Origin of the sequence: Myxococcus sp. CA005 (genome assembly GCF_006518205.1) — a bacterium.
Taxonomy (GTDB): domain Bacteria; phylum Myxococcota; class Myxococcia; order Myxococcales; family Myxococcaceae; genus Myxococcus; species Myxococcus xanthus.
The window spans coordinates 17,701-34,959 of record NZ_SRLV01000044.1 but is presented as its reverse complement, the minus strand read 5'-3'; the positions used below and the strand labels follow the sequence as shown (position 1 = coordinate 34,959).

The following is a 17,259-nucleotide window of genomic DNA, read 5'->3' as shown; positions in this document are numbered from 1 at the left end:
GGGGAGGGCTCCCTACTTCACGGAGACGCGGGCGCCCTGCGACAGGCCCGGAGTGGGGTGGTCAACGACGGAGTCGAGCGGCGAGGACGCCAGCACCACCACCTCGCCCTGCTCGCGCCGCTCCAACACCCGCACGTCCACGCGACGCACCTGACCGGACGCCACCACCCAGACATGGTCCCCGTTGAGGGCCGACAACGCGGTGCCCGGCAGCACCTGGGCGTCCTGCACCTGCCCCAGCGAGAGGACCGCCCGCGCCAGCGTGTGCGCCACGAAGCGGCCATCCGCGTTGGGGACGGCCAGCTCCACCGGGATGCGGCGCGTGGCGGGGTCCGCGGAGGGGAGGATGGTGCGCACCACCGCCTCGTCCGAGGACACGCGCGCGCCCACCGACTCCACGCGCACCTTGGCGCCGGGCTCCAACTGCGAGCGCAGGGCCTCCGACACCGTCGTCTTCAAGAGTAGCGTGTCCAGGCGCTCCAGGTTGAACAGCGGCGTGCCCGGCGCCACCGTCGCGCCCGTCTGCTCCGGTGCGTCGATGAGGGTGCCGTCGAAGGGCGCCCGCAGGTCGTGCCGGCGGCGGGACGCGCGCGCCTGAGCCAGCTGCGCCTTGGCGGCCATCCACTGCGCCTGCGCCTGCGCCGCATTGGCGCTGGCGGTGCGGTGGGCCACCTCGCTCACCCCACCCTGCTGCTGGAGCTTCTCGTTGCGGGCGGCCACGTCGGCGGCCATGGTGGAGGCGGCCTCCGCGGCGGCCACCGCGGCCTCGGCCTGGGCCACCTGCGCGTCGGCGATCTCCGGGTCCAGTTGCGCCAGCACGTCACCCTTCTTCACCCCCTGCCCCTTCTTCACCCGGACGACCGACAGGCGGCCTCCCACCTCGAAGCCCACCATCAATCCCTGCGCGGGGAACAGCGTCCCCGTCACCGACTCGCTCGGCGCGGCCCGCACCGTCCGCGCGGAGACGACCTTCACCGTGGGCACCACCTCCTGCGCCGACCCCTTGGCGGGCGGCGACGACGAGGCATCCGCCTTCTGGCATGCGGTCAGCGACAGCACGGCGGTGGCCATGCCCGCCGCGGCGAACACGCGGACAGCGGACGGCTTCAGGTTGGGTTTCACGAGCGTTTCCTCGGGGTCTTTCGGGGTTTCTCGGCGGCGGCCCGGGGCCGGCGCGCAACACGCTTGGACGGGGCGGGCGACGCCGGACGGGTGCCCTCCTGGCACAGCCGCTGGAGCGTGTTCGCCCACGCGTTCAGGTCCGGCTTCTCATCCAGCCGCGCCATCTGCGTGGAGAGCAGCAGGAAGGACCCGACGATGATGGAGGCGAAGATTCGCGCGTCCAACTCCGGGTCCATGGCGCCAGCCTCCTGCAGCCGCCGGAAGTCGTGGGAGATGCGCTCCACCTGGGCATCCGTCACGCGCCACAGCAGGGATTCGAACTCCGTGCCCTGGCTGCCGCTGGTGAGGACCAGGGACACGTCCCGGAACTCCCACACCCAATCCAGGGCCTCCAGGTCGTGCTCTTTCTCCAGTTGGAGGAACCGCAGGTAGCGATCGCTGCGCTCGATGCGGTCCTGCGCTCCCGGGATGCCGTGCGTCTGGAAGAAGCCCTCCATGCGCGCCATGCGACGCCCGTTCATCTCCATCAGCCCGGACTCGAACGCGCCCACCACCTCCCCGAACAGCGCCTCCTTGGACGGGAAGTGCAGGTAGAAGGCGCCCTTGGACAGCCCGCACGCGGCGGTGATGTCCTCGATGCGCGCCCCCTTCAGCCCCCGGCGCGCGAACTCCCGCCGGGCCGCGGACACCAGCGCACTGCGAGCGTGAGGGTCGGCGGGACGGGCCATGCTGGCCGGATTCCTAACCCGCCGGTCATTAACCACGCAAGGTTTCTGAACACCGGGTCAGTAATCCAAGGACTGCGACTGTGGGTGCGTTCCGCCGCTCAGGTCCGCGACAGCGCGGTGCACAGCGGGCACGCGGAGGGCCCGTGGGGGACATCGCGGCGGTGCAGGTCCAGCACGGCGCGGGAGATGTCCGCCAGCTCCCGGCGCACCTCCCGCCGGGCGCCCTTCACCCGGGCGATGCGCATGTCGTCGTAGCTCGTGGTCTGATGTCGCATCCACGCGATGACGGCGGCCTCGGCGCGGCGCTCCAGGGGGATGCGCTCCGTGCGGGCCACGGTGCCGCTGCCCACGGGGGTGGCATGGGCGGCGACGAGCACCGCCATGCGCTTGGCGTGCGGAAGCCACGCCGGGGAGAAGGCGAGGAAGCGCAGCACGGCGTTGGCGAAGTCGACCTCGTAGGCCTCCTGCTCGCGGGCGCGGCGCTCGCGTCCGGCGGCCAGCTTCTTCTCGTAGGCGGGGGTGGCGCGCTCGGCCTCGAGGGCGGCGCGGGCGTGGAGGATGTGCGCTTCCGGCGCCCACACGCCCCGGGAGAAGAGCTTGCGGCCCACCTTCTCCGCCACGGTCCAGGAGGGCCCCGCCGCCTTCACGCGGCGGGTGAGTCCGGCGTCACCGGGGGGAAGCAGGGCCCAGCCGTCCGGCACGGTGAGCACGCGGCCATCCGGCGCGCGCACGCGGCGAGGGTCCGAAGTCGGCGCGAAGGTCAGGGATTCAGGCATGGTGAAGTCCGAGGTCGGGGGCGGCCACATAGCATGGGTGCCTCCAACCCTGGTAAATGGCCCCCTCGCGTCGGCGGTTGCCTGGCGCGGGAGGTCCTCAACGCGTGGGAAGTGCCGGCATGTCCCTCCTCAGGCTCACGTTCCTTGGTACATCCGCCGCGCAGCCCACGCTGCACCGGAACCTGTCCGGACTCGCGGTGAAGGCGCACTCAGACCTGCTGCTCTTCGACTGTGGCGAGGGCAGCCAGCGGCAGATGGTGCGCTACGGCACCGGCTTCACCGTGGACGCGGTGTTCTTCACGCATTTCCACGCGGACCACTACCTGGGCATCATCGGCTTCCTGCGCACGCTGGGCATGACGGGGCGCTCCGAGCCCATCCACCTGTACGGCCCGCCCTCCGCGAAGCGCCTGCTCCACCAGGCCGTCCACCTGGGCGTGGAGTCCATGTCCTTCCCAGTGGAGATTCACGAACTGAAGGACGGTGACGTGGTGCCACGCAAGGGCTACGCGGTCCACGCGGTGGGCGTGGACCACCGCATCAACGCCCTGGGCTACGCGCTGGTGGAGGACGACCGGCCCGGACGCTTCAACCTGGACGTGGCGCGCTCACTGGGCGTGCCGGAGGGCCCCAGCTTCGGAAAGCTCCAGCGGGGCGAGCCGGTGACGCTGGAGGACGGGCGGACGGTGAAGCCGGAGGACGTGCTCGGCGCGCCACGCCCGGGGCGCCGGCTGGTCATCTCCGGGGACACGCGCCCGTGCCCGGCGCTGGTGAAGGCCGCGAAGGACGCGGACCTGCTGGTCCACGAGTCCACCTTCTCCGACGACGAACAGGAGCGGGCCGTGGAGACCCGGCACTCCACCGCGCGGGAAGCGGCGCGCGTGGCGCGAGAGGCGGGAGCACGGCGGCTGGTGCTCACCCACCTCTCCAGCCGGCACGACACCGACCCCTCGAAACTGCTCACGCAGGCGCGCGAGGAGTACCAGGGGCCGGTGGAGGTGGCCTTCGACGGGTTCACCGTCGAATTACCCCTCCGGGACTGAGGCTACTGAATCTTCTCGGACTCGGCGCGCAGGGCCGACGCGGACTCGGCGTCCACGCGCTGGACCAGCTCCCACTCCAGCGCCTCGTCCCGGGTGATGTTGCCGCCGTCGGCGCGTACGGCGGGCTCGGAGACGTCAGGCGCGCGGCCGGAGGTGTTGGCGGCGCCCGCGGACTGCGTGACGAGCTGCCGGGTGAACTCCACCGAGGACTGGCCCGGGCCCTTCTCGATGCCGCGCACCAGGTAACGCACCTGGGTGGTGCCCAGCGACGACGGGGCGCCCTGCATCAACCACTCGGTGGTGGCCTCGAAGCCGCCCTGGCCCGTCTTGAAGGAGTAGCCCTTCTCCTTCAGCAGGGCGAGCGCCTGCGGATACACCTCCGCCACGGGCTTGCGGTAGACGTGGTTGCGCGCCTTCTCCAGCAGGAAGGCTTCGCGGCGGCGGCCGGCGCAACCAGTGGTGGTGAGGGACAGCGCGGCGACCACGAGGAGCGCGGCGGCGCCGCGCGACAGCATCGACAGGTTCATTTCTCAGGACTCCACGGGAGTGTGAGGCGGCTCAACATCCCTCAACCTTCTTCCCGCAGCCAAGTCTCCCCGGGGATGGTTTCCCTGGGCAAGCATCCCACCCGCTCCGTCCGTATGGGTGCCCATGCGTCCAGCGCCGCACATCCAGGCCCCCTCCGCCGCCGCGCCCGGCCAGGGGAACGCGCATGATGGGGCCCCCACATGATTCCCATCAGCGACGACAACCCCACCCTCCGCACTCCCGTCGTGACATACCTGCTGCTCGGCACCATCGGCTTCGTCTGGGTCTTCATCCAGGGCGCGGGCCTGGACGCCTACCGGCTGGCCGCCAGCGTCTGCAACCTGGGCATGGTGCCGGGCGAGCTGACGGGCAAGGCGGCGCTGGGCCTCCCCGTTCCCCTGGGAGATGGGCTGACGTGCGTGGTGGACAACGAGCCCATCAACCTCCTCACCCCCATCACCTCCATGTTCCTACACGGCGGCTGGGGACACCTGCTGGGCAACTGCCTCTTCTTCTGGGTCTTCGGCAACAACGTCGAGGACAGCATGGGCCGCCTGCGCTTCGTGGTGTTCTACCTGCTGTGCGGACTGGCCGCGGCGGCGGCGCACCTGCTGGTGGACCCGGGCTCGCCGGTGCCCACGGTGGGCGCGTCCGGCGCCATCTCCGGCGTCATGGGCGCGTACCTGCTGCTCTATCCACGGGTGCGGGTGAACATGCTGTTCATCATCGTCATCTTCATCCGCGTCTTCCCCGTGCCCGCGTGGGCGGTGCTGCTGTGGTGGTTCGGCGTGCAGCTCTTCAGCGGCCTGCCCCAGCTCAACACGGTCAGCGCGGAGGCGTCCGGCGGCGTCGCCTTCTGGGCGCACATCGGTGGCTTCGTGGCGGGCATGGCGCTCATCAAGCTGTTCCAGAACACGCGCTACACGAACCAGCGCACGTCGATGCGCCACCGGCTCCATCCCAACCATCCGTGAGGGGGGCTGACTTTTTCCGCATCCGTGAATTGCCAGACTTCGTGAACCGCTGCGTATCCAGGCTGCTGGGGCCAGACACCCGAAGGAAGCGCAGATGCGGATGAGCAAGACGAAGCAACAGACGCTGGGGCTGACGATGGGCGCGGTGCTCGCGCTCACGGCCTGCGGTACGGAGCCCATGGAGCCGTCGCAGGCGCCCGTGGAGACGGACGCGGTGGAGGGCGTGGACGCGCAGGCTGCGGACGCGAAGCCGGTGGACATCATCGCGCTGGAGAAGCAGTTGCAGGAGAGCAGCCTGGCGCCGCCGGCGCAGTGCAATGACCCATCCTGTGAGGGCGGCGGTGGTGGCGGTGAGCCCGACCCCGACTGGCCCTACTACACGCTGTTCTGGCGGGCGAACCTGCTGTCCCTGAAGTGCATCACCACGTCGGACATCGACGGCAACGACGAAGCCTGGCTGGAGGCAGAGGTCACCGGCGACAATCAGTCCGAGGTCATCTGGAACGACGATTACATGACGCCGAACAAGCGGGTGGAGTGGAGCCCCCTGAATTCCTATCCGCCGCCGCTGCAGTTCACGACGCAAACGGTGGGCGCCGGCGGCAAGCTGGTGGCGCTCTGGGACAAGAGCATGCACATCTTCGATGTGCAGGAGCAGATTGGCTGGACCACGCTGCGTGGCCAGACGGGCACCTTCACCTCGATTCTCGAAGGCCACGGTGGCAAGTACGAGCTGACCTACCAGGTGGAGTCCACGGGCTGCTCGCCGCGCTCGCAGCCCTGCCCCACCAACCTGTAACCGTGCAGTGACGTCAACGCGCCTGGAGGGGGACACCCATGCTTGGCCTCTCCTTCCAGGTGCGCCAGAGTGTCGCGCCGGACGCGCCAGGAATTGGCGCGGGCTTCCAGACAGGTGCCAGACATGACGCTACGACGACTCGGTGGTGGACTCCTCGGGGCGGTACTCCTTCTGACAAGCGTTTCGGGCTGCACCCGGCGCGTGCCGCCCGTGGATGACAATCCGGCCCCCGTGCCAGAGCCCACCGCCACCACGACAGTGTACGTGGCCGAGCGCATCCGGACGCTGGACCCGGCGAAGCCCCAGGTGCAGGCGCTCGCGGTGAAGGACGGCAAGGTGCTGGCCACCGGCACCAAGGATGAGGTGCTCGCCGCCGCGGGCAAGGACGCGCGCGTGGTGGACCTGGGCAGCGCCACGGTGGTGCCGGGCCTCACCGACGCGCACGGGCACCTGGCGGGCCTGGGCCGCGGCCTGGTGACGGTGGACCTGCAGGGTGTGGACACCAAGGAGGAGGCCCTGGAGCGGCTCGCCTCGGCGCCCTCCTCCGCGTTCCAGGGTGAGTGGCTGCTGGGCCGCGGCTGGGACCAGAACGACTGGCCGGAGAAGGCCTTCCCGTCGCGCGCCGACCTGGACAAGCGCTTTCCCTTGCGGCCGGTGGCGCTGAGCCGCGTGGACGGACACGCGCTGTGGGTCAACGGCGAGGCGCTGCGGCGCGCCGGCATCACCCGCGACACGAAGGACCCGGCGGGCGGGCGCATCCTCCGGGGTGAGGGCGGAGAGCCCACCGGCATCCTGGTGGACAACGCCATGGAGCTGGTGGAGTCCGTGCTGCCGCCCGCCACGGACGCGCAGCACGCGGCGCAGTTGACCGCGGCGCTCCAGCGCGGCGCGCAAGTGGGCCTCACCGGTGTCCACGACGCGGGCATGGACCTGCGCACCTTCCGCCTGCTCCAGCGCTGGGACAAGGGAGGCAAGCTGCCGCTGCGCGTCTACGCCATGGCGGATGGACAGACGGGCGACCGGGAGACGTACCTGAAGGACGGCCCCTATGAGGGGCGCATGCTCACGATGCGCGCGGTGAAGCTCACCCTGGATGGCGCGCTGGGCAGCCGGGGCGCGGCGCTGCACCAGGACTACAGCGACGAACCCGGCCACCGCGGTCTGCTGCTGCTGTCCCCCGAGGAGTACGAAGCGCGCGTGCGCGCCTTCATGGCGCGGGGCTTCCAGGTGTGCACGCATGCGATTGGAGACCGGGCCAACACGGTGGTGCTGGACGTGCTCGCGCGCGCGGCCGAGGCCACCGGCACGCTCCAGTCCGGCCGGCACCGCGTGGAGCACGCGCAAATCATGCGCCCCGAGGACATCGAACGGCTGGGCCGCAGCGGCTTCATCGCAAGCGTACAGCCCACGCACGCCACCAGCGACATGCCGTGGGCGGAGGCCCGCGTGGGAGCGGAGCGCATCCGCGGGGCCTACGCGTGGCAGCGGCTGAAGGCGTCCGGCGCGGTGCTGGCGTTGGGCAGCGATTTTCCCGTGGAGCGCCCCAACGTGCTGGCGGGCCTGTACGCGGCGCGCACGCGTCAGGACGTCCGGGGCCTGCCGGAAGGCGGCTGGTACGGGGAGCAGCGGCTGAGCGGGCAGGAGGCGCTGGAGGGCTTCACCGTGGGCGCGGCGCACGCATCCTTCGCCGAAGCCCGGCGCGGCCGGCTCCAGCCCGGCATGGACGCGGACTTCGTGGCCCTGTCGGTGGACCCGGTGGACGGGCCCGTCACCGCGCTGCCCGGCGCCGAGGTGCGGCTGACAGTGGTGGCCGGCGTGGAGGTCTACCGCGCCTTCCAGCGCTGAGCGCCCAGGACAGTCGGGGAATCCAGGGCGCAACGTGGCTGTCGCGGGGAATTGGCGTGTACTGCTATTTCCGCCGTGTCGTGGAGTGCTCTAGCATACGGCTTTGCCGCAACCCTCCTGTGAGCCAAGGCCGGCTCACAGGTTGGAGCGGGGGGTATCGCAAGCGTGACAGCCTCATTGTCCGGAGTGAATTACAAGGGCTTCACCGTCCAGAACCTGCTGGCCTACGTGCACGAGCGCTTCGGCGAGGACACCGCGCGTACGGCCGTGGAGTCGCTGCTTCCCGAGCTGCAACCCCACGCGGACCCGCGCACGACGCTGGCGGTGGGCTGGGTGCCGGTGGAGACGTACTTCGGCATCATCCAGCACGTGGTGGACCGGCACTTCGACGGGAAGCCGGAGGGGGCCCACACGGTGGGCTACGAAGTCACCCTGCGAGACATCCACTCCATCTTCAAGATGGTGCTGCGCTTCACCACGCCCAACATGGTGCTGGGGATGGCGCGGCGCATGTGGCGCTCCTACTGCGACCAGGGGGAGCTGCTGCACCAGGAGGAGAACGGCACGGGCATGCTGCTGCTGCGCCAGTTCACCTACCAGACGCCGGTGGCCCTCCATGAGATGGCGGGGGGCTTCAGGGCGTACCTGGAATGCTCCAGCGCCAAGAATCCGCGCGTGGAAATCGTCGCGCCGGACAAGGATGGGACGCTGCGCTGGCGCATCGTCTCCGGGTAGCGAAGGCTGCCCGGTGCGGTCCGGGCAGCCCACCGCGGATTACAGGTCCGCCGTGTAGCTGAGCGCCTGGATGCGGCGGTTGAGCGCCTTCTGCGCCTCCTGCCGCTGTTTCGCCAGCTTCTCCAACTCGCTGGCAATGGCCTCCAGGCGGTCCTCCTGCTCGTTGAGCTTGGACACGAAGCGGTCCGCCAGCTCGCGTTGCGATGCCCCGCTCTTCAGCGACTCGATGTTGGAGCGGATGCGCTCCTGGTCCCGGAAGAGCTGGTTGCGCTCCTCCTGCAGGCGCTGCTCGTCCTTCGCCAGCGCATCCACCTGCTCGCGCTGCGTGACGACCTCCTTCAACGCACCCGCCATCTTCTCGTCAACGAAGCGCTGCGACACGAAGTAGGAGACCTGGTCCAGCCCCATGCTGGAGATGAGGTACTGGCGCTGCCCCCGTGTGCGCTCGGTGACGGTGAGCGAGTCCTGCGCACCCGCGGCCAGCTCCCGCTTGAAGCGCCAGAAGCCGTCCGTCGTCTCCGCGGGCTCCGGAGCATCCTTGGCCAGCTCCCAGCCCTGGCGCGGGTGCTCCACGTACAGCACCTGCGCCCGCTGCCCCTTGTTGCGCGACAGGTACATCGTGCGCCGCACGTGGAAATACTCCGCCACCAGCATCCCGGAGTTCACCGCCACCCGGAACACCGGCCCGTCCTCCGTGCGGTCTTCAATCGACACCACGCAGCCCAACTCCACCGCGTAGGGCACGAAGCGCCGGTCATTCGGCTTCATCGTGTCGAGCATCGCCTCGCCCACGTAGCGCTCGTCCTCCGACACCGTCACCGGGCCGCCTTCCAGCGTCAGCCCCGTGGTGTTCTTCAGCTCGATGCACGCCATGGGGTTCTTCTCACGCGTGGCCCGATTGTAGAGGAGCACCCGCTTGCCCTCGAAGGGCTTGTGCAGGATGGGCACCAGCGCGCTCTGGTTGCGGTGCACCGTCACCGGACGGTCCACGCCGTACTCGAAGAGGTCCCCCACCTCCTTCGTGAGCGTCGTCACCGCGGCGCTCGTCTCCATGGCCTCGCGCCGACTCGGGCCTCCACGGCCAGGGCCGCCCACCATGGCCTTCTCCGCCCGAGAGCGGCGCGGCGCGGCCATGGGGGCCGCGGCGGGCATGGCGGACATCATCGGCGCGGCCATCTCCTGCTCCATCATCATGTCCCCGGCGCTGCCGAAGCTCTCCTCCGGAATCACCGGCGCGGCGGCGGCCTCCGTCGTCACCTCCACCACCGGCCGCTTCATGTACCGGGGGTTGTACAGGTCATGCACGAAAGACACCGGCAGCCCGGCAATGAGCGACAGCTTCACGTCCACCCAGTCCTCGTCACCGGTGTTGTCCACCAGCGCCCAGCCCTGGAGCAGCGGCGGCTCGCCCTCGTCCAGGAGGATGCGGTAGCTCGTCTTCCACACCGGCGACTCCACCACGTAGCTGACGAACAGCTCGCGCTCGCCCTGGCCCGAGGTGAGGATGGCCATCCGCTTGGAGTCCTTCTTGTACGAGGACAGCACCGTGGCCAGGTAGAACTCCAAATCCTTGCGCACCGCCTCGTCCAGGAACTCCAGCTCCGACACGTCCAGGATGTCGAAGGTCCGCAGCGAGGCGCCCACCAGCAGCGACAGGAACGGGCGCATCAGGCTCGTCTCACCGGACGCCACCGCCAGCGAGTCCAGGCCGATGATGGAGCCCTCCACCTGCGCGCCGCCCACGCGCACCCGCACGCGCGCGCCCTTGATCTGCCCCAGCAGCGCCGTAAGGCTGCCGTCCTCCGGGATGCGGATGGTGGCCTCCGCCAGGAGCTGCTCCAGCGGCTTCGTGGAGTCGTAGCTCACCGCCGACACCGAGCCGCCCGACAAGTCGAGCACCGTCAGTGACTTCAGCACGTCGTTCATGTCACGCGCCTTGAAGTCCAGGTGGAGCGTGTCGTTGCCACTCACCTTTCCCCGGCGCTCGAAGTAGCCGACGCCATGCTTGTAAAGGACGACACGACGAATGCGCAGGTTCGTGGTCATGGGACGCGGAACTCCAGAAAGTTGAGGGCGGGCCAGCACCCCGGTGTATCAAGGTTGGACAGGGGTGACGCAATGCCCCTCACCGCCGAGGTTGCCCGAATGCGAAAGCCTGTCGCCTCCTCCCTGTCCCGCTCCGCGATGCTGTGCGCGGCCCTGGCCCTTGGCACGAGCTGCAAGAGCGTGGAGCCCCACACCACGCCCTCCGAGGACACCACCGCGCCGCCGGAAGTTTCCACCCAGGAGCCCGTGACGGAGACGAAGTCGGAGACCGAGACGGCGACGGAGGCGCCAACGCGGCGCGGCAACTCGCCCTGGCTGCGGGCACGCGTGGGCGACCGCGTGGCGTATTCCTTCTCCGCCAACCGCAAGGCCATGGGCCGGCAGCAGCCCGGCACCGTGCCAGAGGCCGCGGTGGCCGGCGTGGTGACGCTGGAGGTCGTGGCGGTGGAGTTGCCCTGGGTCTGGGTGACGCTCTACTTCACCGAGGATGGCGGCGCGCCGTCGCGGCGGCCGATGCTCGCGCGGCCGCTGGTGGTGCCCGTGCGCGCGGATGAGTCGCGTGCGCTGGAGGTCCCCCGCGAGGGCAAGCAGAGCACCGAGCAGCTCACCGCCGCGGGCCGCCACTGGGAGGCGAAGCGCTACCTCAACGACAAGCGGATGATGGACGGGCCCCTGGAGAACCGCCTCTACGCGGCGACACCTGGGCCGCTGTACCTCACCAATGGCCTGCTCGACGCGAGCACCACACTGGCTGGCTTCGGCATGGGCGGCGGCTCACAGCTCACCCTGGTGGAAGCGCGCCAGGGACAGGAGGGTGGCACCGGCTTGCCTCCGACGCTCGCCCGCCCTTGGGGGCCGGGCACCTGGTTCGACATGCGGATGGAGACGGAAGGCACCACGTCCGTGCTGCGCACCTGCCAGGCCGCGGAGCGAGGCTTCATCCTGCGTCAGCAAGTGACGCCGCCCACCTCGGGAGCGGCGTGCCCGGACTTCGCCCAGGCGGAAGCCGTGCCCCTGGAGGAGGCGGTGCTCGCGCGCATCTGGGAGTCACTGGACGCACGGCAATGGCCCCCTGCTCCCGAGGGCCTCGCACCGGCGAAGCGAGAGACGCTGACGGTGGGCACGCACCGCGTGCCGGTGCTCCAGTTCGAGACCGCGCAACCCCAGGCGAACAACGTCCGCGTCCAGGCCTACGCCGCCGACCCCTGGGAGGATGCGCTAGCGGGGCTGGCCCACGAGGCCCGCTTCCAGCCGCTGCTCGACCACGTCACGCCCGGTGGTGGCGGCACGCAGCTCACGGCCTGGGGCGTGTGGGTGCCGGGCGTCACGCCGTAGGCGCCTTGTGTCCCGGCACGCGCGCGCTCGTCGAACAGCGCGCGCGTGCTCTGGCTTCCTTTCGCGCCGACCAATGACATGGCCACCCGGTCACGATGAGGGCCAGCGACGCACGAGGCGCGGAAGCAGGCAGCGAGGAATCCGACATCGCGCACGATACCAACGCCTGCGCGGCCCTCATGAACACTCCACGTGCGACTAGCCAGCGACGGAGACCTTCACGTCGATGTTGCCGCGCGTGGCCTTCGAGTACGGGCACACCTCATGGGCCGCCGCCATCAGCTTCTGGGCCTCGTCATTGGGGATTCCCGGCAGGATTCCCTGGAGCTCCACCGCGAGCCCGAAGCCGCCGTCCGGCGTCTTGCCGATGGTGACGGTGGCGCGCACGCCCGCGTCGTTGCCCAGGTTCTTCCCCTGCATGCGCGCCACCAGCCGCAGCGCGCTCTCGAAGCAGGCGGAGTAACCCGCCGCGAAGAGCTGCTCCGGGTTGGTGACGGCGCCGCCCGCGCCACCCAGCTCCTTGGGCATGGCCAAGGGCAGGTCCAGGACGCCGTCCTCCGACTTCACGCGGCCGTTGCGACCACCGTGGGCGGTGGCGGAGGTGCTGTACAGCGGAGAGATAGCGACGGGAGCCATGGTGTTCTCCTTGAGCGTTACTTCGCGGAATCAACGTGAGACTGCGAAAGCACTTCGAAAAGGCGCTGGACGTCGCGGCGCAGGCGGGTCGCCTCCTCCAGCGTCAGCCCCAACTTGCAGGCCATCGCTTCGGGAATGGACGTGGCCTTGCGGCGCAGGGCCCTCCCTTCGGACGTCAGGTAGATGCGCACCGAGCGCGCGTCCTCCGCGCTCCGCTCCCGCCGCACCAGGCCCTGGGACTCCATCCGCTTGAGCAGCGGCGTGAGCGTCCCCGAGTCCAGGTACAGCCGCTCCCCCATCCCCTTCACCGTCTCCCCGTCCGTCTCCCACAGCACCAGCAACACCAGGTACTGCGGGTACGTCAGGCCCAGCCGCGACAGCAGCGGCGCATACGCCTGCGTCATCGCCCGGGCCGCCGCGTAGAGCGGGAAGCAGATTTGCCGGTCCAGGCTGAGCGGGTCATCCATCGACATGCGAGATAAATAGGACGCAATTAAATTGTGCGCAATCAAATCGGGCACGAAAAAACTCCCGGCACCTGGGCACCGGGAGTTCTTCACTGCGTCACCTCAGGTCCGGCTCAGCGCCCGGCGACCGCGGTGTCGTCCTCGAGCGTGGCCTTGGCGGCGGCGACGGCGGCCTCGATGTCCAGCTTGCCGCTGGTGCTCACCTTGCCCTTGAGGTCGGAGTCCACCTCCACCGTCTGGACCAGCAGGTCACGCACCTGCGCGGCCGTCAGATTGGGGTTTTCGGCGAACATCAGCGCCGCGGCGCCCGCCACCGTCGGGGTGGCCATGGAGGTGCCGCTCATCTCCTCCCAGCCGCCGCCCGGGACGGTGCTCAGCACGTCCTCACCCACCGCGGCCAGCTCCACGACCTTGTCCCCGTAGGAGGAGAAGTCCGCGAGCTTGTCGTTCTTCTTGTCCATGGACGCCACGGTGATGACGTTGGGCAGGTCGATGTTGGCGGGCATGTCCGCCACGTCGTTCAGGTTGCTGCCGTAGCCGTTCGCCGTGGCCGCGACGAGGAGGATGTCCGCGTCAGCCAGCTTCTGCACCGCGTCCGTCCAGCGCTTCACGGAGGCCGCGTCACGGTACTCGTTGCCGAAGCTCGCGTTGACGGCGCGGATGTTCACGCCGTGCTCGGTCTTCATCTTCACCATGTAGTCGACGCCGCGCTCGAAGTTCGTGAGCAGGTCCGCGCCGTTGTACAGGCCACCCAGGCTCATGATCTTCGCCTTGCCCGCGGCGACGCCGGTGTTGCCCTCGCCGTTGTCCTCGGCGGCGATGATGCCGGCCACGTGCGTGCCGTGGTCCGTGCCGCTGCCGCGCATCACGTCGCCGCTGTTGTAGCCGACGTTGTAGCCGTAGATGTCGTCCTTGACGCCGTTGCCGTCGTTGTCGATGCCGTCACCCGCGACCTCGTTCGGGTTGACCCACATCGCGTCATCCAGGTCGGAGTGCTTGAAGTCCACGCCGCCGTCGAACACGGCGATGACCGGCGGGCCGGAGAGCTGGGGCTTCGGCTCCTCGATGGGGCCCGTGCCCGTCGTCTGGCCGGCGGCGTCCAGGCTCCAGCTCTTCAGGGTGCCCGTGTCGCGGCGCGCCTTGTCCTCGACCGAGAGCGTCCAGGTGCCCTTGGTGGACTCGCCCTTGAAGGCGGCCAGGTCGAAGCTGCCCTTGATGTTGTCCGCGCTGCCGCCCTTGCGGTTGTGGAGCGTCTCCGTCTTGCCGGAGGGGCTGGTCAGCTTGACGACCAGGTCACCCTTGAAGGTGTGCGCCAGATCCAGGTTCAGCTTCAGCGAGTCCAGCTTCACGTCCTGGTCGAAGGACACGGTGGACGTCGTCGTCTGGAGGTCGTTCACCTTCGCGCTGGGCGTGGCGGACGCCGTCAGCGTCACGGGCGCGCGGGCCGCGCTCGCCGCGAAGGGACGGACGGCGACGTGGCCGGAGCCGAAGGTGAAGGCCGAGGCCGGCAGCGCCGACGGGGTGCCCTGGGGCAGGCCCGTGGGGCGGTCCACGAAGTTGCCCTTCGGGCGGTCCACGAAGTTGGAGCCCCGCGCGCCACCCGTGGGCGCCGAGTCGAAGCCATCCTTCGCCGTCTGGACCGGCGCCTTCTCCACGGGCCTGGCCGCAGCGGCCGGCTTGGCCGTGTCACCAGCGCGAGTGGACTGCGACACGGGCGACTTCGGCTTGCGAGAGATTTCCATGGTGGGGGGAGCTCCGTGGGGGGCAGAAAAAAACGCCGATAAATGATTGTCGCATTGTGTCGGACAAAGTTTCCAGCGATCAGCCCGAGGCGGCGTCAGCGCCTCCCCCGGCCGACATGCTACATGCCGCGACGCGGCCCGACGCCCCAGGGACGGCGCCAGGAGAGAGGACGGGAGGTCAGGAATGCCAAGGACGGTCACCGCCACGCGCTACGTGACGCCACTGCGGGAGGGCGGCTCGCTGCCGGCCATCATCGAGGCGGACGACGCAGGGCTCTACGTCGTGAAGTTCCGGGGCGCCGGACAGGGCGCCAAGGCGCTCGTCGCCGAGCTCATCGCCGGAGAGCTGGCCCGGGAGCTGGGCCTGCGGGTGCCGGAGCTCGTCCTGGTTGAGTTGGACCCGGCCCTGGGACGCAACGAGCCGGACTCCGAGATTCGTGAGCTGCTCAAGGCCAGCGCGGGCCTCAACCTGGCACTGGACTACCTTCCGGCGTCGGTAACGTTCGACCCGGTGGCGGACCCCGCGCCCACCGCGGCGGAGGCGTCCGGCATCGTCGCCTTCGACGCGTACATCACCAACGTGGACCGGACCCCACGCAACCCCAACATGCTGACCTGGCACCGGAACCTGTGGCTCATCGACCACGGGGCCTCGCTGTACTTCCACCATTCGTGGGACGACTGGGAGGCGCGCAGCCAGGGCCGCTTCGCGCCCATCAAGGACCACGTGCTGCTGCCGTGGGCCACGGCGCTGACGGAGGCCGGCAAGCACCTGGGCGCGCGCATCACCCGGGAGGTGGTGGAGCGCATTGTCGGGGCCATTCCGGAGGCGTGGCTCACGAGCACCGAGTCTCCCTTCCCCACCGCCGAGGCGCACCGCGCCGCCTACACCACCTGGCTGCTGCGCCGGCTGGAAGCCGTGCCCGCGTTCATCGAGGAGGCGGACCGTGCCCGCGCCCAGCTCGTTTGATTACGCCATCATCCGCGTCGTCCCGCGCGTGGAGCGCGAGGAGTTCATCAACGCGGGCGTCGTCCTCTTCTGCGCCACCCAGCGCTTCCTGGGCGTGCGCGTGGAGCCGGACGAAGCGCGGTTGAAGGCGCTGTGGCCCGACGTGGACGTGGACATGATTCGCGGCCACCTGGAGAGCTTCCGTCGCGTGTGTGAGGGCGGGAAGGGCTCGGGGCCCATTGGCCAGCTATCCCAGAAGGAGCGCTGGCACTGGGTGGTGGCGCCTCGCAGCACCATCATCCAGACGGGGCCGGTGCACTCCGGCCTGTGTACCGAGCCCCAGGCGGCGCTGGAGCACCTGCTGGACACGGTGGTGCGGATGAAGCGCGCTACTCCGTCACCCGGCGGCCGGTGAAGCGGACGGCGGAGGCGCAGCCGGAGGCTATCGTGGAGCCGTTGACGGGGTCCCGCTCGACGTGCTCGTTGCGGACCCAGACAGTGCCCTGGATGGTGTCATCCAGGTCCTTGTTGTGGATGGCGATGCGGAAGGCGTGCTCGTTGCCCAGGGCGGACAGCTTGTGCTCCTCATCCAGGCGCGTCTGGATGTGGATGAACTGGTAGCCGCCGTCCGCGCCCACCGAGCCCATGAGCACGTCCGGCTCGCCGTCGCCGTTGATGACGTAGGCGTTGTTCGGCGTCTGGAAGTCGATGTCGGGGACCTCGAGGAACATCGAGTCCATCTCCCCGCGGCGAATCGTCCAGCGCTGCTGCGCGTCCAGGCCGACCGCGGGGCCCTGGGCAGGTTCGACCAACTCGCTGCACTCCGTCGGCACCTGGGCAAGCGTCTCCGCGTCCAGCGTCACGTCGTAGGTGTACGTGTCGTCCTCGCCGCATCCCGTGAGCGCCATCACCACGGCGGCCATGGCGCCCCACTGGTCTCCACGCATCGGTCTCCGCTCCTTCCGTCACAGGGCTCGCGCCCCCGTGGCGCGAGCGGCGGAGCCTACTCCTTCACGCGCTTGCCCGTGAAAGGGATGGTCACGACGCATTCCGCCTCATCCCAATCCGCTACCGGAGGCGCGACCAGGTGCTCACTTCGGAACCACAGATGGCCGTGGATGGTGTCGTCCAGGTGCTTGTTCGTGATGACGATGCTGAACGCCTGGTAAGCCCCCCATTCAAACCCGAAGTTCGTCACCTTGGTTTGCACGAACTGAAAACCACCGTCCGCGCCGACTGAACCGTGGAAGATGTCCGGCTCGTCGTCCGCGTCCACGTTGTACCCAGTGATACCCGGAGCCCGAATGTTGAGATCGGGCATCTCAAGCGTCATCGAATCCATCTCCCCGCGCTGAAGGCGCCACTGTTGCTGGGCCTCGATTCCAGTCGCCGGGCCGTCTCCTTCAAATTGTGCTTTGAGCTGGCCCGAGCACTCGTTCGGAACGTTGCTCAGCGCCGCCGCATCCAGCGACATGTCATACACATACGTGTCGTCCTCGCCGCACCCGATGAGCCCCATCATGGATGCGATTGC

General features: G+C 69.5%; 18 protein-coding genes. 8 read left to right on the top strand and 10 right to left on the bottom strand.

All coding sequences use genetic code 11. The features are described from left to right. Nucleotides 1-12: 12 nt before the first annotated feature. The 3 genes from FMQ63_RS20245 to FMQ63_RS20235 form a co-directional block, all read right to left on the bottom strand. Nucleotides 13-1,122: an efflux RND transporter periplasmic adaptor subunit gene (locus tag FMQ63_RS20245; protein WP_011550797.1), complete on the bottom strand. Its 1,110-nt coding sequence runs from the start codon at nt 1,120-1,122 to the stop codon at nt 13-15. Further along, nucleotides 1,119-1,850: a TetR/AcrR family transcriptional regulator gene (locus FMQ63_RS20240; protein WP_216609046.1), complete on the bottom strand. Its 732-nt coding sequence runs from the start codon at nt 1,848-1,850 to the stop codon at nt 1,119-1,121. Before FMQ63_RS20240 ends, FMQ63_RS20245 begins: the two co-directional genes overlap by 4 nt. A 98-nt stretch (nt 1,851-1,948) precedes the next feature. Beyond that, nucleotides 1,949-2,626 carry a DUF2293 domain-containing protein gene (locus FMQ63_RS20235; protein WP_171452290.1) on the bottom strand — a complete coding sequence of 226 codons (678 nt, stop codon included), beginning with the start codon at nt 2,624-2,626 and terminating at the stop codon, nt 1,949-1,951. 119 nt (nt 2,627-2,745) lie between these two features. Between FMQ63_RS20235 and rnz the strand changes: the two genes are divergently transcribed. Beyond that, entirely contained in the window at nt 2,746-3,669 is a 924-nt protein-coding gene (gene rnz, locus FMQ63_RS20230; RefSeq protein ID WP_011550794.1) for a ribonuclease Z, read from the top strand. A gap of 2 nt (nt 3,670-3,671) precedes the next feature. Here the strand turns inward: rnz and FMQ63_RS20225 are convergent, their stop codons facing one another. Beyond that, the gene (locus FMQ63_RS20225) at nt 3,672-4,196 is read right to left on the bottom strand and encodes a hypothetical protein (protein ID WP_011550793.1); all 525 of its coding nucleotides are present in this window, start codon (nt 4,194-4,196) and stop codon (nt 3,672-3,674) included. Between the two features lie 201 nt (nt 4,197-4,397). Between FMQ63_RS20225 and FMQ63_RS20220 the strand changes: the two genes are divergently transcribed. The 4 genes from FMQ63_RS20220 to FMQ63_RS20205 all read left to right on the top strand — a co-directional run bounded on the left by FMQ63_RS20220 (nt 4,398) and on the right by FMQ63_RS20205 (nt 8,550). Further along, nucleotides 4,398-5,171: a rhomboid family intramembrane serine protease gene (locus FMQ63_RS20220; protein ID WP_011550792.1), complete on the top strand. Its 774-nt coding sequence runs from the start codon at nt 4,398-4,400 to the stop codon at nt 5,169-5,171. A 100-nt stretch (nt 5,172-5,271) separates the two neighbouring features. Continuing rightward, complete coding sequence (locus tag FMQ63_RS20215) at nt 5,272-5,970, top strand: hypothetical protein (protein ID WP_225909726.1); 699 nt, start codon at nt 5,272-5,274, stop codon at nt 5,968-5,970. Nucleotides 5,971-6,012: 42 nt separating this feature from the next. Next, entirely contained in the window at nt 6,013-7,815 is a 1,803-nt protein-coding gene (locus tag FMQ63_RS20210) for an amidohydrolase (RefSeq protein ID WP_011550790.1), read from the top strand. A gap of 186 nt (nt 7,816-8,001) precedes the next feature. After that, nucleotides 8,002-8,550 carry a hypothetical protein gene (locus tag FMQ63_RS20205; protein WP_225888964.1) on the top strand — a complete coding sequence of 183 codons (549 nt, stop codon included), beginning with the start codon at nt 8,002-8,004 and terminating at the stop codon, nt 8,548-8,550. 39 nt (nt 8,551-8,589) lie between these two features. Here FMQ63_RS20205 and FMQ63_RS20200 read toward each other — a convergent pair whose 3' ends face one another. Continuing rightward, nucleotides 8,590-10,596 carry a hypothetical protein gene (locus FMQ63_RS20200; protein WP_026114222.1) on the bottom strand — a complete coding sequence of 669 codons (2,007 nt, stop codon included), beginning with the start codon at nt 10,594-10,596 and terminating at the stop codon, nt 8,590-8,592. A gap of 99 nt (nt 10,597-10,695) precedes the next feature. On the opposite strand from FMQ63_RS20200, the gene FMQ63_RS20195 reads away from it, so the two are divergent. Further along, complete coding sequence (locus FMQ63_RS20195) at nt 10,696-11,931, top strand: DUF6068 family protein (protein WP_043612998.1); 1,236 nt, start codon at nt 10,696-10,698, stop codon at nt 11,929-11,931. 198 nt (nt 11,932-12,129) lie between these two features. Here FMQ63_RS20195 and FMQ63_RS20190 read toward each other — a convergent pair whose 3' ends face one another. From FMQ63_RS20190 to FMQ63_RS20180, 3 genes are all read right to left on the bottom strand, one after another. After that, a complete protein-coding gene (locus tag FMQ63_RS20190) occupies nt 12,130-12,567 on the bottom strand; it encodes an organic hydroperoxide resistance protein (RefSeq protein ID WP_011550786.1) in 438 nt (145 codons plus the stop codon). A 17-nt stretch (nt 12,568-12,584) separates the two neighbouring features. Next, the gene (locus tag FMQ63_RS20185) at nt 12,585-13,040 is read right to left on the bottom strand and encodes a MarR family winged helix-turn-helix transcriptional regulator (protein WP_171452291.1); all 456 of its coding nucleotides are present in this window, start codon (nt 13,038-13,040) and stop codon (nt 12,585-12,587) included. 107 nt (nt 13,041-13,147) lie between these two features. After that, on the bottom strand, nt 13,148-14,983 hold the full coding sequence (locus FMQ63_RS20180) for a S8 family serine peptidase (RefSeq protein WP_011550784.1): 1,836 nt from the start codon (nt 14,981-14,983) through the stop codon (nt 13,148-13,150). Between FMQ63_RS20180 and FMQ63_RS20175 the strand changes: the two genes are divergently transcribed. After that, nucleotides 14,961-15,746 (top strand): HipA family kinase, encoded by a 786-nt coding sequence (locus FMQ63_RS20175; protein WP_011550783.1) that lies wholly within the window; start codon nt 14,961-14,963, stop codon nt 15,744-15,746. The genes FMQ63_RS20180 and FMQ63_RS20175 overlap by 23 nt on opposite strands. After that, entirely contained in the window at nt 15,724-16,140 is a 417-nt protein-coding gene (locus tag FMQ63_RS20170) for a DUF3037 domain-containing protein (RefSeq protein ID WP_011550782.1), read from the top strand. Before FMQ63_RS20175 ends, FMQ63_RS20170 begins: the two co-directional genes overlap by 23 nt. Here FMQ63_RS20170 and FMQ63_RS20165 read toward each other — a convergent pair. Then, on the bottom strand, nt 16,115-16,672 hold the full coding sequence (locus FMQ63_RS20165; protein ID WP_020478276.1) for a hypothetical protein: 558 nt from the start codon (nt 16,670-16,672) through the stop codon (nt 16,115-16,117). The genes FMQ63_RS20170 and FMQ63_RS20165 overlap by 26 nt on opposite strands. A gap of 56 nt (nt 16,673-16,728) precedes the next feature. Further along, a complete protein-coding gene (locus tag FMQ63_RS20160; RefSeq protein ID WP_225909725.1) occupies nt 16,729-17,247 on the bottom strand; it encodes a hypothetical protein in 519 nt (172 codons plus the stop codon). Nucleotides 17,248-17,259 lie beyond the last annotated feature (12 nt).

Coding starts and splice junctions, on each gene's coding strand:
- FMQ63_RS20240 (WP_216609046.1), bottom strand. CDS start 1,850: ATGGCCCGTCCCGCCGACCCTCACGCTCGCAGTGCGCTGGTGTCCGCG.
- FMQ63_RS20235 (WP_171452290.1), bottom strand. CDS start 2,626: ATGCCTGAATCCCTGACCTTCGCGCCGACTTCGGACCCTCGCCGCGTG.
- rnz (WP_011550794.1), top strand. CDS start 2,746: ATGTCCCTCCTCAGGCTCACGTTCCTTGGTACATCCGCCGCGCAGCCC.
- FMQ63_RS20225 (WP_011550793.1), bottom strand. CDS start 4,196: ATGAACCTGTCGATGCTGTCGCGCGGCGCCGCCGCGCTCCTCGTGGTC.
- FMQ63_RS20220 (WP_011550792.1), top strand. CDS start 4,398: ATGATTCCCATCAGCGACGACAACCCCACCCTCCGCACTCCCGTCGTG.
- FMQ63_RS20215 (WP_225909726.1), top strand. CDS start 5,272: ATGAGCAAGACGAAGCAACAGACGCTGGGGCTGACGATGGGCGCGGTG.
- FMQ63_RS20200 (WP_026114222.1), bottom strand. CDS start 10,596: ATGACCACGAACCTGCGCATTCGTCGTGTCGTCCTTTACAAGCATGGC.
- FMQ63_RS20195 (WP_043612998.1), top strand. CDS start 10,696: ATGCGAAAGCCTGTCGCCTCCTCCCTGTCCCGCTCCGCGATGCTGTGC.
- FMQ63_RS20190 (WP_011550786.1), bottom strand. CDS start 12,567: ATGGCTCCCGTCGCTATCTCTCCGCTGTACAGCACCTCCGCCACCGCC.
- FMQ63_RS20185 (WP_171452291.1), bottom strand. CDS start 13,040: ATGTCGATGGATGACCCGCTCAGCCTGGACCGGCAAATCTGCTTCCCG.
- FMQ63_RS20175 (WP_011550783.1), top strand. CDS start 14,961: ATGCCAAGGACGGTCACCGCCACGCGCTACGTGACGCCACTGCGGGAG.
- FMQ63_RS20165 (WP_020478276.1), bottom strand. CDS start 16,672: ATGCGTGGAGACCAGTGGGGCGCCATGGCCGCCGTGGTGATGGCGCTC.
- FMQ63_RS20160 (WP_225909725.1), bottom strand. CDS start 17,247: ATGATGGGGCTCATCGGGTGCGGCGAGGACGACACGTATGTGTATGAC.